The sequence below is a fragment of the Roseimaritima sediminicola genome (genome assembly GCF_009618275.1).
Taxonomy (GTDB): domain Bacteria; phylum Planctomycetota; class Planctomycetia; order Pirellulales; family Pirellulaceae; genus Roseimaritima; species Roseimaritima sediminicola.
In genome coordinates this window covers 24445-45668 of the sequence record NZ_WIAD01000032.1, presented here as the reverse complement: position 1 = coordinate 45668, position 21224 = coordinate 24445, and the positions used below count along the sequence as shown (strand labels likewise).

At 60.0% G+C, this 21224-nt stretch carries 18 protein-coding genes; 10 read left to right on the top strand and 8 right to left on the bottom strand.

The window, feature by feature from the left end; all coding sequences use genetic code 11:
* Positions 1-14: 14 nt before the first annotated feature.
* Positions 15-1256: an RNA polymerase sigma factor gene (locus GE027_RS15270; RefSeq protein WP_153558096.1), complete on the bottom strand. Its 1242-nt coding sequence runs from the start codon at positions 1254-1256 to the stop codon at positions 15-17.
* 171 nt (positions 1257-1427) lie between these two features.
* Positions 1428-1784, bottom strand: a complete 357-nt coding sequence (locus GE027_RS15265) for a hypothetical protein (RefSeq protein WP_153558077.1) — start codon at positions 1782-1784, stop codon at positions 1428-1430.
* A gap of 158 nt (positions 1785-1942) precedes the next feature.
* On the opposite strand from GE027_RS15265, the gene GE027_RS15260 reads away from it, so the two are divergent.
* Positions 1943-2494 (top strand): HD domain-containing protein, encoded by a 552-nt coding sequence (locus GE027_RS15260; protein ID WP_237607574.1) that lies wholly within the window; start codon positions 1943-1945, stop codon positions 2492-2494.
* A 69-nt stretch (positions 2495-2563) separates the two neighbouring features.
* Here GE027_RS15260 and GE027_RS15255 read toward each other — a convergent pair whose 3' ends face one another.
* From GE027_RS15255 to GE027_RS15235, 5 genes are all read right to left on the bottom strand, one after another.
* Complete coding sequence (locus GE027_RS15255; protein WP_153558075.1) at positions 2564-3409, bottom strand: c-type cytochrome; 846 nt, start codon at positions 3407-3409, stop codon at positions 2564-2566.
* 158 nt (positions 3410-3567) lie between these two features.
* On the bottom strand, positions 3568-5079 hold the full coding sequence (locus GE027_RS15250) for a sulfatase family protein (RefSeq protein WP_153558074.1): 1512 nt from the start codon (positions 5077-5079) through the stop codon (positions 3568-3570).
* Positions 5080-5650: 571 nt separating this feature from the next.
* Positions 5651-6016 (bottom strand): hypothetical protein, encoded by a 366-nt coding sequence (locus tag GE027_RS15245; protein WP_153558073.1) that lies wholly within the window; start codon positions 6014-6016, stop codon positions 5651-5653.
* A gap of 547 nt (positions 6017-6563) precedes the next feature.
* A complete protein-coding gene (locus GE027_RS15240; protein ID WP_153558095.1) occupies positions 6564-7658 on the bottom strand; it encodes a DUF1559 domain-containing protein in 1095 nt (364 codons plus the stop codon).
* Between the two features lie 1219 nt (positions 7659-8877).
* Positions 8878-9279: a hypothetical protein gene (locus tag GE027_RS15235; protein ID WP_153558072.1), complete on the bottom strand. Its 402-nt coding sequence runs from the start codon at positions 9277-9279 to the stop codon at positions 8878-8880.
* A 295-nt stretch (positions 9280-9574) separates the two neighbouring features.
* Here GE027_RS15235 and GE027_RS15230 point away from each other — a divergent pair, with 295 nt between their 5' ends.
* The 9 genes from GE027_RS15230 (at position 9575) to GE027_RS15190 (ending at position 19471) form a co-directional block, all read left to right on the top strand.
* Complete coding sequence (locus GE027_RS15230; RefSeq protein ID WP_153558071.1) at positions 9575-9817, top strand: hypothetical protein; 243 nt, start codon at positions 9575-9577, stop codon at positions 9815-9817.
* A gap of 124 nt (positions 9818-9941) precedes the next feature.
* Positions 9942-10160, top strand: a complete 219-nt coding sequence (locus tag GE027_RS15225) for a hypothetical protein (RefSeq protein ID WP_153558070.1) — start codon at positions 9942-9944, stop codon at positions 10158-10160.
* 810 nt (positions 10161-10970) lie between these two features.
* Positions 10971-12380, top strand: coding sequence for an efflux RND transporter periplasmic adaptor subunit (locus GE027_RS15220; RefSeq protein WP_162006752.1), 1410 nt, complete (start codon positions 10971-10973; stop codon positions 12378-12380).
* 1 nt (position 12381) lies between these two features.
* The gene (locus GE027_RS15215) at positions 12382-15483 is read left to right on the top strand and encodes an efflux RND transporter permease subunit (protein ID WP_153558068.1); all 3102 of its coding nucleotides are present in this window, start codon (positions 12382-12384) and stop codon (positions 15481-15483) included.
* Positions 15484-15747: 264 nt separating this feature from the next.
* The gene (locus GE027_RS15210; protein ID WP_153558067.1) at positions 15748-15942 is read left to right on the top strand and encodes a hypothetical protein; all 195 of its coding nucleotides are present in this window, start codon (positions 15748-15750) and stop codon (positions 15940-15942) included.
* A gap of 11 nt (positions 15943-15953) precedes the next feature.
* On the top strand, positions 15954-16184 hold the full coding sequence (locus GE027_RS15205) for a hypothetical protein (protein ID WP_153558066.1): 231 nt from the start codon (positions 15954-15956) through the stop codon (positions 16182-16184).
* 137 nt (positions 16185-16321) lie between these two features.
* The gene (locus GE027_RS15200) at positions 16322-16741 is read left to right on the top strand and encodes a UvrD-helicase domain-containing protein (protein ID WP_162006751.1); all 420 of its coding nucleotides are present in this window, start codon (positions 16322-16324) and stop codon (positions 16739-16741) included.
* 287 nt (positions 16742-17028) lie between these two features.
* Positions 17029-18069: an alkaline phosphatase D family protein gene (locus GE027_RS15195; protein WP_153558064.1), complete on the top strand. Its 1041-nt coding sequence runs from the start codon at positions 17029-17031 to the stop codon at positions 18067-18069.
* A 127-nt stretch (positions 18070-18196) separates the two neighbouring features.
* On the top strand, positions 18197-19471 hold the full coding sequence (locus tag GE027_RS15190) for a lactonase family protein (RefSeq protein ID WP_153558063.1): 1275 nt from the start codon (positions 18197-18199) through the stop codon (positions 19469-19471).
* A gap of 263 nt (positions 19472-19734) precedes the next feature.
* On the opposite strand, the gene GE027_RS15185 is transcribed toward GE027_RS15190, so the two are convergent.
* On the bottom strand, positions 19735-20808 hold the full coding sequence (locus GE027_RS15185) for a Gfo/Idh/MocA family protein (protein WP_153558062.1): 1074 nt from the start codon (positions 20806-20808) through the stop codon (positions 19735-19737).
* Between the last annotated feature and the right edge of the window lie 416 nt (positions 20809-21224).

Below are 21224 nucleotides of genomic sequence, written 5' to 3'. Positions count from 1 at the left end.
GATGCCTGGGAAACTTAATTGGCCTGCAATTCCGCTAACTTTTTCCGCAACAAACGCTGTTCGGCAATCTGTTCGGTAAGCCCGAGAGCCGTTTCGAGAGCAGCGATCGCATCCTCGGTGCGGCCCGCCCGGCGAAGCAGCTCTCCGCGAGCGGCGTGGGCCAGGGGGTAATTGGCGAGGTCGCCGCGTTCGAGAATCGCGGCGATCAGCTTCAGTCCGGGTTCGGCTCCGTCCCGCATCGCCACCGCGACGGCGCGGTTCAGCTCGACGACCGGCGTCGGTTGCAGGCGGAGCAGCACGTCGTAGAGTGCAACGATTTGTCCCCAGTCGGTGTCCTCCGCGGCGGCCGCCTCCGCATGAACCGCGGAAATGGCGGCCTGGACCGTATAGGAACCAAACCGCCGCGACGCCAGCGATCGTTCGATTAATTGCTGACCCTCGGCGATCAATCGGCGGTCCCAGCGGCTGCGGTCTTGATCCTCCAGCAGGACGACGTCGCCCTCGGGCGTTTGGCGAGTTTCACGACGCGAATCGTGCAGCAGCATCAGCGCCAACAGGCCCATCACTTCGGCGTCTTCGGTCAGCTGGAGGACCAGGCGACACAGCCGAATGGCCTCTTGTGACAGATCGGCTCGCGTCACGGATTCGCCGCTGGACGCCGAATACCCCTCGTTGAAGATCAGATAGATCACCGAAAGCACCGAGGCGAGACGCGTGGGCAGCTCGCCCAGTTCAGGGATCACAAACGGGATCCCCGCATCACGGATCTTGGCCTTGCCGCGCACGATACGTTGGGCCATCGTTGCCGGCGTCGTGAGAAAGGCTCGAGCGATTTCGTCAGTGCTCAATCCGCAGACTTCCCGAAGGGTCAGCGGGACTTGAATCTTGACATCGATCGCAGGATGACAGCAGGCAAAAATTAACCGCAACCGATCGTCTTCAATTTCGGTCGCCGCGCGGGTCGCGTTGGTTCTCGCGATTTCGTGCATTCGCAGGGCAACGTCGCTGCGGATCTGCTTGAACTTTTCGCGGCGGCGAATCGCGTCGACCGCTTTGTAACGCCCGGTCGTAATCAGCCACGCGATCGGATTTGCCGGGATGCCCTCGCGAGGCCACTGCACGGCAGCTGTGGCAAAAGCTTCCTGCAGCGCGTCTTCAGCAAGATCAAGGTCCCGCAGGAAGCGCGCCAGCGAAGCGAAGGCCTGGCCGGACGCTTCGTGAAAGATTTGCTCGATCTGCTGCTGAACCGGTTCCATCATCCGAGCGATTGTCGCGGCCGCCACACCGTTTGCAAACCACACAAAAGTCCCCGCAGCTGAACTCGCCAGAGTTTTGATCGGGGGCATGAGAGATAGGGCCGAGCCTCCAGCCGGTTCGCGTTCCGGTTGCGGACGGCTAAAGCCTGGACTCCAGCATCCCATCCACCATCAACCACCCGCGCTAGCCCATTCTCGCCACCAGCTTGCGTAGGGCGTATTCTTGACCAGGTATCGGTTATAGTCGGGGGCATCGTCCCACCACGTGGGGCCGCGTTCCCCGAGGGCGACCTTGGCGGCGTGGACCCGCCGGCGAGCGTCCGCCACCGCGTCATCGTCACCGGCTCGCCGCGCCGCGGCGACATCGCGGCGAGCTGCCATCAACTGGCGGACCAAACGCGAGCGCTGCTCCGGATCCAAAGTCGGATCGCTACATCGCCACAGGCGTCCTTTGTGGACAAAATAGCGTCCGTCCGGGGTGGTCGGGTACGGCGGTTTCTCGCGGTCAGACGAATGCTCGGTGGACACGGTTTTGCTTTTCCCACGGAATCGTTGTAAGACTTGCGACACACAGCAGCAGCCACACCCTGGCCCAGTCCATTATGCCCCAGCAGGAAAGCTCCCCAGTGGAAGAAACCCGGCCGAGTTTGCTCGTTTCGCAAACCCAGGAAATCGTTCGCCAGCGGATGACCGGCCAGGGGGCCGGCCACGATTTCGACCACGTCCTGCGTGTGCTCGCTGCCGCTCGGACGATTCAGTCCGAAGTCGGCGGCGATCGGACGATCGTCGAATTGGCCGCCTTGCTGCATGACGTGGGGGACGCCAAATTCCACGACGGCGTCGAACGAAGTGCTGAGTTTTCCCGGAAGATCCTTTCACAGTTGAAGGCTCCCGATCGGGTGATCCAGCACGTCGCGCACATTGTGGATAACCTTTCGTTTCGCAAGACCCAGACCGCAGAGGCTTTGTCCTTGGAAGGCCAAGTCGTGCAGGATGCCGATCGGCTGGACGCTCTGGGCGCGGTCGGAATCGTCCGGACCATCGAATACGGAGCGGCGTTTGGCCAGCCGTTCTACTTGCCGGACGCCGGCGAGCGAAAAACTGGTGTCGGGCACTTCCACGAGAAACTGTTCAAGCTGAAGTCGTTGATGAACACCGACGCCGGCCGTCGGCTGGCCAGCGAGCGCGAAGCCTTCATGCGAACGTTTCTGGACCAGTTTCTGCGGGAAGTGGGCTAGGGTAACTCGTCTGAGGACCGGCCCCTTCAGCTACGTGTTTTCGCTGATGCTGTCCAAACTCTGGCGAGTTCAGCTACCTGGTTCTCCCGAGATTGTTTCCGATGATTCGGCGTTGTATTCCCCCAGCTTTTCCTCGGCCGGTAGGTGCTCGCTCAGTTTGAACTTTGGCCGCTGGTGACTGTTGACGAACGCCGCGATGTCGAACGCTTCTTCCTCCGACAGGAAGGGATCGTCCAGCGGCATGGCGACCTTCAGCCACGAAGCCAGTTTCGGTACGCGGCTCAACCCCGCGCCGTCGTTGTAAGAGTCCGGTCCCCAAACCGGCGGCCCGTCGACCAGTCCCTGTCCGTCCTCGCCATGGCACGACGCACAGTGATCTGCGTACAACACGCGGCCGTGATCGACGTTCGGCCTGTGCTGTCCCGGATCCAGCATCACAACGGCGTTTGGTCCCAGCGGACGTTGGTGGTTCATTTTTATCGGCTGGCCTTCGGACAAAGACGTGATGTACGTCGTAACCGCCGTGGCGACCTTGCCGCCGATCGGTGGCCGAACCCCGTTTTCGCTCCGCATAAAACAGTTCAACACGCGATCCTGCAACGTGATCACCCGCTTTTCGCGAGGCGACCAGGCGGGATACGCCGTGGCGATGCCGATAAAACTGGCTGCTTCCTCATGCCGCCCATTGTCCAGATGGCATGACGTGCAGTTCAACGCATTGCCAACATAGGGTTTGGATAGCGGATGCGTCCGCGTGTTCTCCACGATCGCCTCCCCCAGCTCGATTGTCGCCGCCAGGCCGTTCTTGACTTCGGCAACCTTCTCGGCAGACTCCGCAGCTCCGGGCTGCTGCGACACAGCAACTGAAGAGACCAGCAGCCCAACGCACACCACCACCACACCAAACCAACGCATCCCAATCACCTCCGAATGATACCGAGCATCGCGGACCCGAAAGCGAACCTTGCCGAGCAATCGACACGCCGCTCAGGTCTCAGGCTGCCGCAAACGGCGGTGCATTTACCATGCCATCGGCGTTAACAGCAAACGGCAGTCGCATACTCCAGGACCGTCTATTCCGCGGGCGGGGTGGCCAGCATTCGTTCCGGGAATTCGGCGCGACTTGATCCGGCAGCGCTGCGTTTGTTCGCCCCGTGTCCGCGTTTGAATCCCAAAGGAATCGCCAATCCGCCGGTGGACCGCAGCTTTTCGTGCAGTTGTTTCCGCATCCGCTGGACTCGGCCCTGATGCTCGGGATCATGGATCAGATTGTTCGTTTCCTGCGGATCGGTAACGATGTCGTACAGCTCGTCGGTGTCCCAGATGCCGTGGTACTGGATCAGTTTGTAACGCGGCGTCCGCAGTGCGAAGGTGGTCGGTGTTTGCGGGAAATTGGGTTCCCAGTAGTACTCGTACAGCAAACGGCTGCGACTGGGCCGGACGGCCTCCGGTGCGTTCAGTAACTCCGCAAAGCTTGCTCCGTCCATCGTGTTGGGAACCCCGATCCCCGCCAGTTCTAGCAGGGTCGGTGCGACATCGATGTTGGCCACCAATGCGTCGCAGCGCACGCCGGGTTGAACGTGGCGGGGGCCGTAGACCACCAGCGGAATCCGGATCGATTCTTCGTAGGCACAGCGTTTGTCGATCAATCCGTGCTCGCCCCATAGGTGGCCGCCATCGCTGGTGAAGATGACCAAGGTGTTCTGGTCCAGACCGCGATCACCGAGCACCTGCATGACACGGCCCACGCTGTCGTCGATCGAGAGGATCATTTCGCAGTAGTGCCGATACATCTCGGCGATCGTTTGCTTGGCGCGTCCGTGATAGGGGAACTCCGTACCGTGCCAGCTGTTCTTTTGGTCATGCACCCACATCGGTTTGCCGTCCGAACGGTCGTCGCCGCGATTGGCCTGCGGCGGCAGAGGTTCGTCTTTGTAGCGGTCCAGATGCCGCGGTGCCGGATCGTACAACCCGTGCACGCCCTTGTGCGATAGATACAACATGAAGGGTTGGTCGGAGCTGCGGCCCTGCAACCACTCGGCGGCGTAGTCGGTCAACTCATCGGTCATGTACTTTTTCCGCGGGACCTGCCGACCGTTGACGTTCAGCGTCTGTTGCTCGGGCCAGTACGTGCCCTGGCCCCGGAAGCTGATCCAATGATCGAAACCGGGGCGAGCCGCATCGCTGGAACCGCCCATGTGCCATTTGCCGATAAATGCCGTTTCGTAGCCCGCTTGTCGAAGGTGCTGGGGGAAGGTGACGGTATCCGCCGGCATCAAATCCTGGTTGTCGACGACTTTGTGATGATGCGTGTACTGGCCGGTCAAAAACGAAGCCCGCGAGGGCGAGCACAGCGAGGTGGTAACGAAGGCATTGGTAAACTGCAGTCCCCGCTCCGCCAGGCGATCGATGTGAGGCGTTTCGACGAAGGGGTGGCCCATGAATCCAAACGTGTCGTAGCGCAGGTCGTCGACCAAAATAAAAACCACGTTCGGTCTTTGCTCAGCCGTAACCGGTGGCGAGAAAGCAAGCCCCCATACCGCAACGATCAACAACCAAGGCCAGCGATTTCCCAACGTCGTCATAGCGTCTCCAAAAGTTCTTCAGGCCGCGGCCACGGCCTTGGCAAAAGCTTCCAGCTCGCCATCGTAGCCGAACTCGCCAGAGTTTGGACCGCCTTCTGACTCTCACGGATTCTATGGACGAAAAGAATCTCTTACTCCCCTCTCCCCCGAAGCCTGGCGAGCCTAAGCGAGTCAGGCTTCGGGGGAGAGGGGCCGGGGGTGAGGGGGACAGCAGAGCGGCAACGCCCGCATCATCTTTCCTCGCTTTGATGCCGGACGCGGCAGTTGGAGCCGATGCAAGGAGTCAGGCCATTGCGCCGGAGGCCCCTCACCCCCAACCCCTCTCCCCGCCAACCTGAGCGAGCTCCACTCGCTCAGGTTGGCGGGGAGAGGGGAGTAAACATCAGGATACATAGAATCCGCCGGAGTCAGGGACCGATCAAGCCGTAGCTGAAGTCGCCAGAGTTTGGACCGATCCGCCGCTTCGAAACCGAACTCGCCTGAATTAGGGCGAACGGTTGTACTTTGATGCCCGTCCAAAGTCTGGCGACTTCAGCTACGGACCTACCCCGATCTCCGCGTCGATCCCTTGCTACTTCCGCTTCTTCTTCGAGGGCTTGCGCAGCCGTTGCCATACCGCCCGGCCGCTGTCGCCGTCGAGCCGGACGAGTTGTTTCTGGCGAGTGTCGAAGATCTCCGTTCCGCCTTTGGGACGTTCGGCGTAGACGAACGGCAGACACACCTCGATGACTTTGAAGGGCTGCCCCGCCTCGCCGGGCATCAGTCGCATGCGAACCGGCTCATCGGGGGCAAACGAAGCGCCCGAGCAGCTCCAGAGGAACGAGGGCAGCTCGACAATCTCGTTCAAGACCGTCACAAAGTCGCCGCGGCGGATGTCTTCGCCAGCGACGCGTGCGGCTACGCGAGTCTCGAATTCGGTTCCGGTCGTGGTTGCCATGGGATCGTTCGACGGTTGAGGAAGGCTTCCATAACGCATGTGATGGAAAGGGGGGAGTGCCACCGCAGCCTAGGCTTCCAGCTGTGCCATTTGTGATTCACGAGTTCAAAGCCAATGCCACGGTTCTGGTCGTATAGACCCCGGCCCGGCGGACCTGGTTCGCGGTAAACGACTTCGTCGATGCAACATTAAGCACGTCGCAACCTTTAATTCGGCATCACTCTCCCTTTGGGAGAGTCGGGCTCTTAGGCCCGGAGAGGGTTTTCGCAGGGCCCTCCCCGGGCCTAAGAGCCCGACCCTCCCGCTGCGCGGGAGGGTGTTGTCGCGGAGTTTCACCGAAAGATTCATGCCGACGTGCTTAGCGTTCGCTGATCGCTCGACCGGCACCGTCCCGGATCCGGTCTCGATCCAGGTGTCGTGAGCGTACGCGGTCGCTGCGGCAAAAGACACGACGAAAGCGAACAGAAGCGTTGAATAGGCGGTTTTCATGAAGATCCTCTCGTGATTTCAAAAAGGTTGTAAACGAAAAAGGTTGCTTGCTGCGGTCTCACCATTCCCCCGGCGTTTCGTTGCCGCTGCGCGTCCCGGCGGCACGCCACGTCTGGAGGTCGATGCTTTCGGTAACGAACTTGACGCTGCCATCGCACATCGCGACATGAAGTCCGCCCGGATGATTGCTTCTCGCCGCAAAGACGCCCCAGCCGCAGGTCTGCATATCGGGCACCGCGCTCTGGGGCCGGTGATAGTGTGTGTATCCGGTCCAGTATTCACGGCCATTGATCCAGCCAGCGCCGCGCTGGCCAGACCATCCGCGAAACAGGGAACTTCCCCGCGTATAAGCTTCCAGCTGGGTTGGATCATCGGGCAAACTGTAACCGGCCATGCCTGCGGTTGTGGGACGCCGCGCACGATCGATGAAGGCACAGCGGACATTCATCATCGTTCGACGGCGAAGACCGTCACTGGTCGGTGCGGATGGACTCTGCTCGACCACCCCCAGTAACGACTCGGAAAACGCCGCGGTGTTGCTTAATCCGTCGGTGATCGCATTGAATCCGACGCCGGCGTTGATCCAGTGAATGCCATCGGTGGGAACTCGCGTGTCGTACAACGACCCGACCCCGGTGCCGAAGTTCATCACATAGTTTGTTCCGGCGTAGGTTTCGGTGGGGCCGCTGCCTGAGAGCGTTGTGACTGGAAATAAGCGGCTGTTCGACTCGCTCGGGCACGAAAGCAGCGGCAGCGGCGTGGCGGCGGCGACATCATGCGGTGGCACCAGCGTGCCGGGACAGCAACCGGTCGTGAGTGGCTGGCCAAAGTCGATCAAGTCGACCACGTTGCCTTGTTCGTAGTAGGGGGCCAACTGCGCAAAGACGGAGAAATTCCCCGATATATTGGCTGCGGTTGTATAGTTCGTTGGAAGCCGTTGGTGAGCACTTTCATAGTTGTGCATCGCCAGCACGATCTGTTTGAGATTGTTGCTACAGCTCATCCGTCTTGCGGCTTCTCTCGCCGCCTGGACTGCCGGCAGCAACAGACCGACGAGGAGCCCGATGATTGCAATCACGACGAGCAGTTCGATCAGAGTAAACGCGGTGCGAGTCGTTCCGGGTAGTGACGTTGTATTCTGGTGGTCCTTCATCTTCATGCGCTGAGGTGAGGGGGAGGAAATGTGCGTACCGATAGCCAGGTCCGACAGAAGGTGAGTTCTGCGGGGCAATGCGTGCGCGCAGGTCGAGGTCGCTTCCACGCCAAAGGGACGAAAACCACGTTGGTGTGAGGAACGAGCCGTCGTCGATCCTTGGCGATGGAAGCGGTATCGAGGGCGCAAGTGCGCACCGGCTGGCCGTGGCCGCTATCAACGGCCTGGCGCACTGAGAGACCTGGAAAAAAGCTGCTAAGCACGTCGCAACCTTTAATTCGGCATCACCCTCCCGCTGCGCGGGAGGGTGTTGTCGCGGGGTTTCACCGAAAGATTCATGCCGACGTGCTTAGGCAGATAGAACTGCCGCAATCCAGCGAGCTACGGAATCGGGGGTTCCGACTCCGGAATGTACGAGCCGGCACGCTCGTCATGCATAGGAATCCAACCCAAGAACGGAGGATCCGGGAGAGGAACGGCCGAGGTCAACGGTACGTAAACCGAGCCTACCAACGTCCACAGGTAATCAACACCGCGACACTGTGCGGCTTTCCACAACAGGACGAACTGAGTGTTCTGAGTGGCGAGCGTTGTGGATTCCGGCGGAGCCTCAGAAGCGGCGATCTGGCACGATTGCGATTGCCCACCTGGACAATGAGAACACTGTGGCGTGTCGACCGTCGCGGATGTGTCACCGGTTCGGTGGACTCTTGCGACGAGGAACTCCGGCGGAGTCACGCCGTTGCGTTCCGCCCAGTCCAGCTTTTCGCGATCGCTGTGGCAACAGCAGCGGTCCCAGCAGTATTGGGCGCTGGAACAACCGCACGGGCAGTTCTCGCACGGATATCGCTCGGCACTCCGTTCGGCCGACGACCGGACCGCCGGAGCGGCGATGATTCCCGAGAGCGCAAAGACAACCGCCAGCAGCAACAGCCAGGACAGGCTCCGTCTCGCTGTGCAATCGCGAATACAGATTCGTTTTAGATTAATCAAAGTGGACAATCGAAAGAGATGACAGCCACTCGTTCCTCACGCACAGCAGTATAGACAGAGGCTCCTGGCCGAGCAACGCTTTGCAACAATCTGTGGCGGTTTGCCACACCACGCACAGCCGTCGGCACGGATTGTTTTCACCATGCTCAGGGTGAGAGCGGTTTACAACCTGCGGACCTGCACATTCGGTCGAGGCAAGCCGGCGCGACGGTTCCTCGTATCACCGCTAAACCAGAATCTCAGCACTGGACAGGCCGGTGCGCAGCCGTTCAACTCCCTCTTCGGAAAGCTCTGTGTCGGCGACGTCGATGTAGTTCAGCTCCATCGCGATCAGCGTCGACACCGATGCATCCGTGACTCGCGTCCCGCACAGGTTCAGCCGTGTCAGTTGACGAAGCTCGGAGATCAGTTCGATCGCGCGATCCGAAACGCCGGTCTTCCAGAAGCTGATCCCTTCCAGATTGCGCAGCGGCCGCAGCGCCGCGACATCTCCATCGGTGATCTCCGCCCGGCTGAAGTCGATTTCGACAATGTCGTCATTCGGGATCCTGGGCCGACCTCGAAACGGATCGCCGACGAACGAGAAGCGCACGCCCCGTTCCGTTAACTCAATCAAAGCGTCGTCCATCGAGCATGCCTCCCAAACGATCACGGTTCCTCACCGACAAACGCTGCAACTCCCGCGCCCTCCCGTAGCGGAAGTTGCCCTCCCGTAGCGGAAGTCGCCAGACTTTGGAACCGGGTAACAATCTCTCCAAACTCTGGCGAGTTCGGCTACGGCGCGTTCGTGTGTTATCATGGCAGCCCCGGTGGTTTACCTCGCTGCACCCCATCAATCAAGACTTGCCGACTCTAACGGATGCTACCTGATGGAACTCACCGATCAAAACAGGTTCTGTCAATGCAGACTCGCCGCACCGTTGGTGCTTGTTCTGTTCTTTTCCGTCTCCAGCATCGCGGCCGAGCAGCCGGCCTGGATCGCGGCGATGCGAGAGGTGCACGCTCGGGGCAGCGGCGAGGCCGGCGTAGTCCTGAACGTCGGAGATTCGATTACCTATTCGATGGCCTACTTCGCTCCGCTGCAGTACCTCGAAGGGGATGATCTGCCGGCGCCGGTCCGCAGCGCCCTGGCCACGGTCCATTCGCACATCCAACCGGAATGCTAACGCTGGAAGGGCGCCGACAAAGGAAACCAGGGAAGCCAGACGGCCGCTTGGGCTCTGGAACATGTCGACCGCTGGGTGGAAACGCTAAATCCCGAGGTCGCGATCATCATGTTCGGAACCAATGATGTCGCTCACGGAAGCGTTGCGGATCACGAACAGAACCTTCGGTGACTCGTCCAAAGCTTACCTCTCGCTGATGGCGTACGCCGAGGTCATCGATGTGGTCATCAAGGGGAATCCGCCGTGTTCGATTTCGACGTCTGTGCTCGGCCCACAACCGACGCTGCAAACGGAGCAGCCGAACGCGAAAAGCGATGGCGACGCGGGCGCTGCCGGCTGCTGACGAGCATCCAGCGAGCGTGGCGGTTGACCGGTGAAAAAAACGCGACTATCTTAAAGCCGCCCGGCTCTTCAGCTGCCGTTCCCGTTACTTTGCTTCCGTAAAGCCCAATGCCAGCTGGCTTGCAGAAACACATCTCGACGCCCCTCACCGTGCTGTTGCTGCTCACGGCCCTGACGTGGCCTGCGCCGCTTCCGGTGGGACACTGTCATAGTGACGGCGGTCTGGACTGGTCAGAGCAGCAGATGATGCTTCATTTGCAAACCTGTCATGGCGGGTTTGGCAATGTATGCAACTGGCCGACGGGCTGGCATTGGCACTGGGTCATGCAACTAGAAAGCGGCTTGGGGGGCAATGATGCGGTTTCCAGGATCCAGTGTGAACCGCTGGTTGAAAGGACAAACCGTGATGTCTGCTGTCATCCATTAAAAGAACCTTTGGATACGTGGCTCGGGGAGGACCCTTCGATCTCACCGTCCGTCCCCATGCACCGTCGTCACTCTTTCACGACGATTGGGTTATTGGCAAGCCGCCATTCGCTTCCCGAACTTCTCGGCGTTATTCGTTGTTAACGCAACGATTCTTCTGATCGCCTTGAGATCCGCCCTTACCGGGCATTGATGCCTCCTGCAATTTGGCCGCTGTGGTCGTGCATGCGCGGGCCTGCAAAGCGGTGTGGCTTTGTTGCGGACACGAGTGTTGTTGTGTCCCTGCTGTCTTTAGAAAACGTTGGCTTCCGGAATCCCGATAATGAATCGTTACGCCCACCTAGCTATCCACAGGCGTCGCAGGCTTGACCGTTGGATGTTGACCTTGTCATTCGTATTACTGCTGGGCTCGCCTGGGATGGTAGCTTCGGCCCAGTCAGGAGGCCCCTCGGTCCATAGGGTCGACCCCGCGGATACCGCTGTGGTCAGTTTGCCACCGGCGCAGTGGCAGGCGTCTGGTATTCGAATCGAGCCGGCACGTCGCGAATCGCTCGAGCGGATTTTGCGGCTGACCGGAAAAGTGGCTCTCAACCAGGATCGCGTGGCTCACATTTACTCGATGGTGGAGGGAACGGTCGACGACGTATCGGCGCGGCTTGGACAGACTGTGAAAGCCAACGACCTGTTGGTGTTAGTTCATAGCCGCGAAGTGGGTTCCGCCAAATTGGAGCTATATCAAGCTCGGCTCCAACTCGAGCTCGCCCGCACCAAGAACGAACTGCAAAGGACGATTGCTGAGAACGCCGCGGAGTTGCTAGAAGCGTTACGAGACCACGTCGATATCCAGGAGATTGAGACGAGGTTTCGCAACCGTCCCATGGGGGATTATCGCGAACGGGCACTGGCATCCTATGCCGCCTTCCTAAAGTCCGCAGCGGACGTCGAACGGCTGGAAGGGGTGTCCCAATCGGGTGCCGTGTCCGGAAAAACTTTGCTCGCCGCAATCGCAAAACGCAACGCGGATCAAGCGACCTTCCAAGCACGCCTGGAACAGATTCAACACGAGTTGCAGACCGGCACCCTGATGTCAAGCCAAGCGGTTAAGGAGGCCGAAGCCAAGGTGCTGGTCGCGGCGACCAACCTGCGAATCCTGAATGTCGCTGCCGAGGACATCGCCAAGATCGATCCCGCCGCCCACGGCGAAACCCTGTCCCATTACGCCATTCGTGCCCCCTTCGACGGAACGGTTTTGACCAAGGACGTGGTGCTCCGCGAGCAGGTGCGGACCGACGGGATGTTGCTCAGTATTGCCGATCTGTCCACCGTGTGGGTCACGGCCGACGTTTACGAAGAACACTTACCATTCCTGGATTCTTTCAAAGACCAAACGATCACCCTTCGCAACGCCGCCTTGCCGGATCGCGTTTTCCAGGCCCAGGTTTTCTATACCGGGGAAATCATGGATGAGAGCACCAGGACAATCTCACTGCGGGCGGTTGCCGACAATCCGGACCACCAACTGAAACCCGGCATGTTTGTGAACATCGAGTTGCCCATTCGCCAAGCGGAGGCAGTGGTTGTTCCCGCGACCGCAGTGCAGCAACACGAAGGGAAGGATTTCGTTTTCGTATTGAATGCAAAGAATCAATTCCAGCGGCGCGACGTCCGCATCGGACCAATCAGTGGTGATTCGGTGGTTATCCACTCGGGACTGCAGAAAGACGAGCAGGTAGTTACGGCGGGCGGTTTTGTCTTGAAGTCGCAGTTGCTCGCCGATTTGCTGGGGGAGGAATAAGATGGTCAACGCCTTGATCGATTTTTCGCTCAACAATCGGTTCATCGTGATCCTCTTGTCGTTAGCGATCCTGGGGATTGGGGGCCTCGCCGTGGCAACAATACCGCTCGACGCGGTTCCGGACCTGACGAATGTTCAAGTGCAGGTGCTAACGGATTCGCCAGCTCTCGGGCCGGTCGAAGTTGAACAGTTCATTACGTTCCCCATTGAGAATGCGATGAGCGGGATCCCCAAGGTAGAGGAAATCCGGTCGATCAGCCGTTTTGGGCTGTCCGCCGTTACCGTGGCCTTCGAAGACGGTACGGATATTTACTGGGCCAGAAACCTGATCAGCGAGAGGTTGCTGCAAGCTCGCGATGAGATTCCGCCTGGAATGGGGACGCCTGAACTGGGGCCGATTGCCACCGGCATGAGCGAAATCTATCAATTCGAGGTTCGCGCCGAACCCGGGTTCGAGCATTCGCTGACCGATCTTCGCACGGTTTTGGATTGGCAGATTGCGTTCCAGCTCCGTAGCGTCCCCGGCGTGATTGAAGTCAACACGTTCGGCGGATCCCTGAAGACGTACGAGGTGCAGATCGACCCTGCCAAGCTGCAGAACTACGGCATCTCATTAACGCAGATCATGGATGCCCTGCAACAGAACAATGCGAACACCGGTGGCGGATACATCGCACATAATGCCGAGCAGCGACTCATTCGCGGTGAAGGCTTGGTGAGCTCGCTGGATGACATTCGGATGATTGTTTTAGACAGTCGTGAAGGGACGCCCATTCGCATTGCCGATCTCGCGGAAGTCGAGTTCGCTCCGATGCTCCGCCAGGGGGCGGTGACGCGAGATGGCGACCGTGAGGCCGTGGTCGGCATGGTGATGATGTTGATGGGGGGCAACTCCCGTCAGGTCGTGAGCGACGTGAAAGCCAAGATCGCGGAAATCCAGAAGACACTGCCCGAAGGCATCGTGATTGACACCTTCTATGATCGCACACAACTGGTCGCCAAAACGATTCATACCGTCGGCGAGAATATCGGGCTGGGCGTGATCCTTGTGATTCTTACTCTGTTTGTTCTGCTGGGCGATGTCCGCGCTGGGTTGATCGTGGCGGCTGCAATTCCTTTATCGGCGATGTGTGCTTTGATCGCGATGCGCTACGCCGGGATTTCAGCCAACCTGATGAGTCTGGGCGCGGTCGACTTCGGTGTGATCGTCGATGGTGCGGTCGTGATGATCGAAAACTGTGTGCGACGCGCGATGCAGTACCAAAAGGAACACGACGGCGAACGGGTGCCCCAAGGCGTTTTTCGCGAGTCGGCGAAGGAGGTTGGCAAACCCATCCTTTTCGCAGGCCTGATCGTGATCATCGTGTTTCTTCCGATCCTCAGTTTGCAAGGAATGGAAGGCAAGATGTTTCGACCGATGGCGTTCACTTTCATGACCGCCCTCTCTTCGGCGCTGGTTCTGTCGGTGACCGTGATGCCCGTCTTGGCGTCATTGTTTTTGGCGCGTCGGGTCAAGCAGCGCGAGACGGTTGTGGTGCGCCGTTTAAAGTCGGCCTATCGTCCGATGCTGATGTTCGCCATGGAACGCCCTCTGTTGATGTTGGTCGTTTCGGTCGTCTCCTTCGTGAGCAGTGTTTTCCTGGCTAGCGGTTTCGGCGTCGAGTTCGTTCCCAAGTTGGATGAAGGAGACATTGCGATTCAAGCGACGCGGTTGCCTAGCGTTTCACTAGAGACTTCGATCGACATGACCAAAGCGATGGAGCGAACATTGTTGAAGTTTCCTCAAGTCGACACCGTCGTGTCCAAGACCGGTCGTCCGGAGATCGCCAACGATCCTATGGGCGTCTATCAAACAGATATCTTTGTAGGGCTCGCCCCCGATGCCGAATACGGTAGGGGGAAAACCAAGGCCGACCTGATCGAAGAGATGCAAGCCGCGCTGGTTAGGGAGGTGCCTGGTAACGCGTACAGTTTTACCCAGCCGATCGAACTGCGAGTCCAAGAGTTGGTGGCAGGCGTTCGGAGCGATATCGGGTTGAGCCTGTACGGTGACGATCTGGATGTGCTCAAGGCCAAAGGCGATGAGTTGGTCCGTGCGCTCAATCAGGTGGATGGAGCGGCCGACGTGGCGGCTCAGCAAATTGCCGGATTGTCGTACTTGCGGGTTAGGGTTCGACGACAGGACCTGGCTCGATACGGTATCAGCACTCGAGACGTGCTCGACGCCGTCAGTTCGGTCGGAGGGATTACGGTAGGCCAAGTGTTCGAGGGACAGCGTCGCTTCCCTTTGCAGATTCGATTACGTCCCGAGGCGCGGATGAACACTTCGCAGCTGCTCGCCCTTAAGGTGGATGACTCGCAGGGCCGTCCCATTCCCATCTCTCAACTTGCTGATATTGTCGTGGAAGATGGGCCGGTTGAGATCAGTCGAGACGCGGTCCGCCGCCGATTGCTCGTTCAGTGCAACGTCCGGGGACGTGACTTGGCGGGTTTTGTCGCCGAAGCGCAGGACGTAGTCGAACGTAGCGTGGATTTGCCCCCGGGATACATGCTCCGATGGGGCGGACAGTTTGAGAATCTTCAACAAGCCACGGGACGGTTAGCCATCGCTGTTCCTGTCGCTTTGGTGTTGATCTTTGCGTTGTTGTACCTGACGTTCCACTCCGTCAAGTTGGCCATGCTGATCTATCTGAATGTCCCCATCGCGGCTACTGGCGGTGTACTGGCGCTGTGGATTCGCGACCTGTCATTTTCAATTTCTGCCGGTGTCGGGTTCATTGCCTTGTTTGGGATCGCCGTCATGAATGGGGTGGTACTGATCGAGCATGTCCGGCACCTGCGTCAGGGTGGCGATTCGCAGCGCGATGCGGTTATCAAGGGAGCGATGGATCGCGTGCGACCGGTTCTGATGACAGCCATGTGTGGGGCTTTGGGATTCATTCCGATGGCCCTCTCTTCAAGTTCCGGTGCCGAAGTCCAGCGCCCATTAGCAACGGTGGTCATCGGAGGTCTGATAACGTCGACCACCCTGACATTGTTGGTCCTGCCGACGATTTACCGTTGGTTCGAACCGCCGACGAAGCCAATACCCGCACGCCTTTGATCGCTCGCTGGCCGGAAGGGATCGCCTAGCACCCAGAGCGGCGCGGCTCAGTTGAGCGAGATCCGCAAGACGGTTCGTCAAATGGTAGTGCCAGCCACGTCGAAGCGGCTCCGCAGCCGAAGTCGGCCTCAACGATGTCGTTCAAGCAGATTCGCCGATGCACGGAGTTCCTGACCAGTTGCTGGCGAATCGCGGAACCTTCTGCTCACACTTGCAGCCCTAAGTGATGGCTGCGACACAGGTTACGCACGCATTGACTGCTCGTTGCGAATTTATTTCTTGGCCGCACCGCGTGCGCCGCTGAGAGCCCGCTACCTGACGACGGATGAAGGCAGCGCCGAAGACCAGATCCGTTTGTCCGTGGGCGCGGAGAACGCTCGGAAACAACTGATCGACCATCATCTGCGACAATTGGAAAAATCGGTCGCGCGGCGAATTGGCGTCGATGCGATTTTTTAGGTTTGCCGACGATGCAATTCCGAATCTCGGGCACCTTCACCGATAGCCTTACCCGCCTGACCGCGGACGAGCAAAAGGCGGTGAAGACGACGGCGTTTGACTTGCAGGTTAATCCGGCGAATCCCGGGCTGCAGTTCCATCGCATCGAGCGCTGCAAGGACAAGCACTTCTGGTCAATCCTCGCTGGGCGGGACATTCGCGTGATCGTCCATAAAACGGATGCGAGTCTGCTACTGTGCTAGGTCGACCCGAACCGGGAAGCGTTGCTGCAACGGACGCCGATCCTTTCAGCCACCCCGATGCGTAGCGGCGGTTTCGAGTCCTGGACAACGCCGACGAGCTTGCGGCGGCCCTCGAGGCGCCGTGGGAAAAGTCGATCGTGTTCCTGCATCCCTCTCAGCGCGGCTTCGTGGATCGCCGCTTCAACGGACCGACTCGCGTCTCGGGAAGCGCCGGCACCGGCAAGACGATCGTTGCCATCCATCGCGCGGTCGCCGCGCTGACGGCGGCCCAAGGCCGCGTCCTGCTGACGACGTTTTCAGATGAGTTGGCCAAGTCCTTGCGGAAGAAGACACAGCTGCTGATTCCCGCAGACCGCTTAACCGATCGTTTGCCCGAGTTCGACAGTCCCTCCACGCTGGTGGTCGCGTCCCTTGAGGGGATCGCGACGCAGCTGATGACACGTGAAGCCGGTCAGCAGAGGACGGTCACAGATGCCGAACTGCTGGAGATGATCGAAACGATTGCCAACGAAGATAAAAGCGTTTCGCTGTCCTCGCGTTTCCTGCTGGATGAATGAAACAACGTCGTCGACGGGTGGAATTTAGATGACTGGGCCGAGTATCGCGACTTCCGACGGCTGGGCCGCAAGACGCGACTGGGGGAATCCGGACGCCGACAGGCTTGGGACGTCTTTGAGCGACTCCGCCAGCAACTTTCGCGGCGGAGCGAAAGGCGACTCTGGCGAGTTCGGCTACGGACGATTAGGATCGGTGTGCTACGGTTTCCCAGGGCTAACGCCAAAACGGCTGCTACGCCGGAAGACGCCTGCCTACCGCTTTGTCCGTTGCTTTTTCTGGGATCGTGATGTCTGTTCGCTGGATCGGTTGCTTGCTGAGTTGCCTGGTTGCAGGCTGGGGGGAGCCGGCGCATGCCGAACCGCCAGCCGTCTCACGCGTGCTGTTCGGATCCTGCGTGAACCAGAACCTGCCCGCCCCCATCTTCGAACGGATGCTGCAAGCGGATCCCGAGCTGCTGATCTTCCTGGGTGATAATGTCTACGCCGATACCGCGGGCATGCAGGTCATGCGGGACAAGTACCAGCAACTGGCCGCCCTGCCGCGGTTTGAAGAACTTCGGCAGCATTGTCCGGTGCTGGCCATCTGGGATGATCATGACTATGGCCAAAACGATGGCGGCGCCGACTTTGAACAGCGCGCGGCCGCACAGGAAGTGTTTGTCGACTTCTGGGGCGATCCGCCCGATTCGCCGCGCCGCAAGCGGCCGGGCGTGTATGACGCCCACCTGTTCGGTCCGGCGGGCCAACGGCTGCAGGTGATCCTGCTGGATACGCGATACTTCCGCTCGCCGCTGCAGCGGGGCGAGCGGCGAACGGGTGGACCTTACGTCGCCGATCCCGATCCAAACAAGACGATGCTGGGAGAGGCTCAGTGGCAATGGCTCGAAAAACAACTACGCGAGCCGGCGGAGCTGCGGATTATTGCGACGGGCATCCAGTTCGCCGCCGAAGCCGCTGGCCAAGAAACCTGGTCGAACCTGCCGGCCGAACGCCAGCGGATGATCCAGCTGATCCGACGCACCGGCGCCGAGGGCGTGTTGTTCCTGAGCGGGGACCGTCACTGGTCCGAAGTCTCGGCGGTTCGCGATGGGGCTCCCTACGTTCTGTACGACATCACGTCCAGCAGTTTGAACCAGATCCATCCGCGGGGCACTCCGACCGACAATCGTAATCGCATTCACGACACGACCTGCCACGTTCCGAACTTTGGAATCTTGCAGATCGATTGGTCGGCACCGCACCCCACGGTGATGGCCAGCATCGTCTGCGTGGACGGCTCGGTGCCGATCCAAATTCGAATCACCGGTGACGAACTGCGGAAGCCGTGATGCCGCCTCGTTCGGCCAGCGGTTATAGTGTGGGCAAGCCGCTACCTAGCCTTGCCCCGATCACTCCCGCCGATTTGCTTCGCACCAACCTTTCCCTGCTCCCACCAACCGCGCGTTCCACTGCCCCATGTCCATTGATCCCACCTCGCGTCGCTCGTTCTTGCGGCATTCCGCCGTCCTCGCTTCTTCGACCGCGCTGCTGTCTTCGCCGCTGCGGGCGCAGTCCCCAGCCGGCCCTCGGCCGATGATGGCCTACGTCGGCACGTTCAGCTCTCCGCTGCGTGACGTTTTGCCGACGCAGGTCGACCTGCCGCCGGGCAATGGCCGGGGCATTCACATCTTCGAGGTGGATCGCGACAGCGGGGCGCTGACGGACGCCGGGAACGTGCGGATGGGCAATAGTCCCAGCTGCTTGACGATCAATGCCGCTGGCACACGGCTGTACAGCGCCAATGAAACCGACCGCGTGGGCGACGACAACCACGGGACCGTGACTTCCTTTGCGATCGATCCCGCCAACGGCCAGCTCCGTAAACTTAACACCGTGGCGTCCGGTGGTGCTGGCCCGACCTATGTGAGCATTCATCCCAGCGGCCGCTATCTGTTGGTCGCCAATTACTTTGGCGGATCGGTCGCCGTGCTGCCCATCGGTGAGGACGGCGAACTGGGGCCAGCGACCGACGTGAAAGTCGATCAAGGCACGATCGGTCCGACCACCGCGACCAACGCTCCGCCCGGCAGCTTTGCGATCAGCGGACATGACCGCACGCACGCCCATATGATCGCAGCCGATCCGTCGGGACGCTTTGTGCTGCATGTCGACCTGGGCCTGGACAAGATCTATATCTGGCGGTTCGATGCCCAGAGCGGCAAGCTGGTCGCTAACGATCCGGCCGACGTGTCGTTGCCGCCCGGTGACGGGCCACGCCACTTCGACTTCCATCCCAACGGCAACTGGTTCTACTCCATCCAGGAGGAAGGCTCGACGGTCGTCCTGTTTGATTACAACGCCACGGCGGGCCGGCTCACTCCACGGCAGACCGTCTCGACCTTGCCGCCCGGATACGCCGGCAGCAATTTCTGTTCGGCGATCGTGGTCTCCGGCGATGGCCGCTTCGTCTACGTCGGCAATCGTTTGCACGACAGCATCGGGATCTTCGCCGTCGGCCCGACCGGCGAGCTGACGTACGTCGGCGAGGAGTGGACGCGGGGCGACTACCCCCGCAGCTTCAACTTCGATCCCACGGGCCAGTTCCTGTATTCCTGCAACCAGCGGGCCGACAACCTCGCCGTGTTCAAAGTGGATCGCAAGACCGGCCGGCTAAGTTTCACCGGCCATTACACCCCGGTGGGCAACCCCTCGATGATCACCTTTCTGGATCTGAATCGCGCCGGCGGGTGATGGGTCGTAGTGTTTGAGTCTGACGCCGTCGGCTACTTGCGGCGGAGCGAAAGGCGACACTGCGGCTACTTTCGGCGGAGCGAAAGGCGACACTGCGGCTACTTTCGGCGGAGCGAAAGGCGACACTGTGGCTACTTTCGGCGGAGCGAAAGGCGACACTGTGGCAACTTTCGGCGGAGCGAAAGGCGACTCTGCGGCAACTTTCGGCGGAGCGAAAGGCGACACTGTGGCTACTTGCGGCGGAGCGAAAGGCGACACTGCGGCTACTCGCCGAGCGGCAGCCCCGATGCTTTCAGCAAGGTCCGCTGCACGGCCAGGTCGTGGGCGTAGGAGAAATCCGACGCTTTCTCACCGCGGATGATCTGGGCCATATCGGCCGCATCGGCAACGTAACGGGTGAACTTGGGGAATGTTACGTCCTGGTAACCGGCCTTGTAGGGGCCACGTGGCTTCGAAAGCGCGACCCGGGCGGACGGGTTATCGAGCGGTTGGATGTGGAACGTGCCTTCGCTGCCACAGACGACAAAATGTCGCCTTCCAAATCCCGCGACTTCTTGGGCGCTGGATTTGACGGTCGCCAGGGCTTGCGGATACTGCAAAACCGCCAGCATGTTGTCTTTCAAACTGTCGTCGTGCTCGCTGGAAGCGTGCTGGATAAACGGTGTGACATTCGCCGGCTCGCCCAGCACCCCGACGACCAGATCGAGGATGTGGCAGCCCAGTTCGAACATCGTCCCGCCGCGGTACTCGGCCAGCGATCGCCGTGATGCGGCCGGGATCACTTTGCTCATCACCGTGTGGATTTCGAAGACCTCGCCCAGCCAACCGCGCTGTAGAAAATCATGCAGCAACAGTATCGCGGGGTTGTACCGGTACATGTATCCCAGCTGCACCAGCAGCCCCTGCCGCTCGGCCGCGGCGAGAATGCGTTCGAACTGCGGAAGGGACTCCCCGGCGGGTTTATCCAAGTGAATATGTTTGCCGGCGGCGATGCAGGCTTCGGCGTTGTCGAGCAAGTCGCGAACCCGGGTTTCAACCAGCACCGCTTGCACACCCGCGGTGTCAAGCAGCTGTTGGCGGGTCATTCGCGGCAGGCCTCGATAAGCCGGCTGGGACTTTGCACGCTGCCACAGCGCATCGTCCGGTTCGACGATGCCGACCACTTCGTAGTCGGGCGAATCGCGATAGACGGCCAGTTTGCTCGCGTGCGCGTGCCCCACACCAATCTGTCCGATGCGGATTCTTTTGGGTTCAGCGTCGGCAGCCTCTACGCCGCCGGAGCTGATCATCAAACCAGCCGCACTGGCTGCGATAAACCTTCGCCGATTCACACTCATTACTGACACCTTTACTCCGGTTGCTCGTTCAAGGGGCGACCCGCCGCGCGGCCAGGTTTCGTCCCATCATACTAGGCCTCGGAGGTGCCGGGGAGTTGCAGTCCGTGCTGGAGTCCAGACGCTAGCCGCCCGCGGCTGAAGTCGCCAGACTTTGGACGGGGCAGGGTTGATGGTTGATGGTTGATGGTTGATGGTTGATGGTTGATGGTTGATGGTTGATGGTTGATGGTTGATGGTTGATGGTTGATGGTTGATGGTTGATCGGAAGAGGTAATAACCGGTCCAAACTCTGGCGAGTTCAGCTACGGGGGTGGGGAACTTTCGGCGGAGCGAAAGGCGACACTCCTCTAAACACTGGCGAGTTCAGCTACGGGGGTGGGGAACTTTCGGCGGAGCGAAAGGCGACACTCATCAGT

What these genes read in the sequence shown, in the direction of transcription:
- GE027_RS15215 (WP_153558068.1), top strand. Translation starts at nt 12,382, where the DNA reads ATGGTCAACGCCTTGATCGATTTTTCGCTCAACAATCGGTTCATCGTG.
- GE027_RS15260 (WP_237607574.1), top strand. Translation starts at nt 1,943, where the DNA reads ATGACCGGCCAGGGGGCCGGCCACGATTTCGACCACGTCCTGCGTGTG.
- GE027_RS15185 (WP_153558062.1), bottom strand. Translation starts at nt 20,808, where the DNA reads ATGAGTGTGAATCGGCGAAGGTTTATCGCAGCCAGTGCGGCTGGTTTG.
- GE027_RS15195 (WP_153558064.1), top strand. Translation starts at nt 17,029, where the DNA reads ATGTCTGTTCGCTGGATCGGTTGCTTGCTGAGTTGCCTGGTTGCAGGC.
- GE027_RS15190 (WP_153558063.1), top strand. Translation starts at nt 18,197, where the DNA reads ATGTCCATTGATCCCACCTCGCGTCGCTCGTTCTTGCGGCATTCCGCC.
- GE027_RS15245 (WP_153558073.1), bottom strand. Translation starts at nt 6,016, where the DNA reads ATGGCAACCACGACCGGAACCGAATTCGAGACTCGCGTAGCCGCACGC.
- GE027_RS15205 (WP_153558066.1), top strand. Translation starts at nt 15,954, where the DNA reads ATGCAATTCCGAATCTCGGGCACCTTCACCGATAGCCTTACCCGCCTG.
- GE027_RS15225 (WP_153558070.1), top strand. Translation starts at nt 9,942, where the DNA reads ATGTCGCTCACGGAAGCGTTGCGGATCACGAACAGAACCTTCGGTGAC.
- GE027_RS15270 (WP_153558096.1), bottom strand. Translation starts at nt 1,256, where the DNA reads ATGGAACCGGTTCAGCAGCAGATCGAGCAAATCTTTCACGAAGCGTCC.
- GE027_RS15240 (WP_153558095.1), bottom strand. Translation starts at nt 7,658, where the DNA reads ATGAAGGACCACCAGAATACAACGTCACTACCCGGAACGACTCGCACC.
- GE027_RS15235 (WP_153558072.1), bottom strand. Translation starts at nt 9,279, where the DNA reads ATGGACGACGCTTTGATTGAGTTAACGGAACGGGGCGTGCGCTTCTCG.
- GE027_RS15255 (WP_153558075.1), bottom strand. Translation starts at nt 3,409, where the DNA reads ATGCGTTGGTTTGGTGTGGTGGTGGTGTGCGTTGGGCTGCTGGTCTCT.
- GE027_RS15250 (WP_153558074.1), bottom strand. Translation starts at nt 5,079, where the DNA reads ATGACGACGTTGGGAAATCGCTGGCCTTGGTTGTTGATCGTTGCGGTA.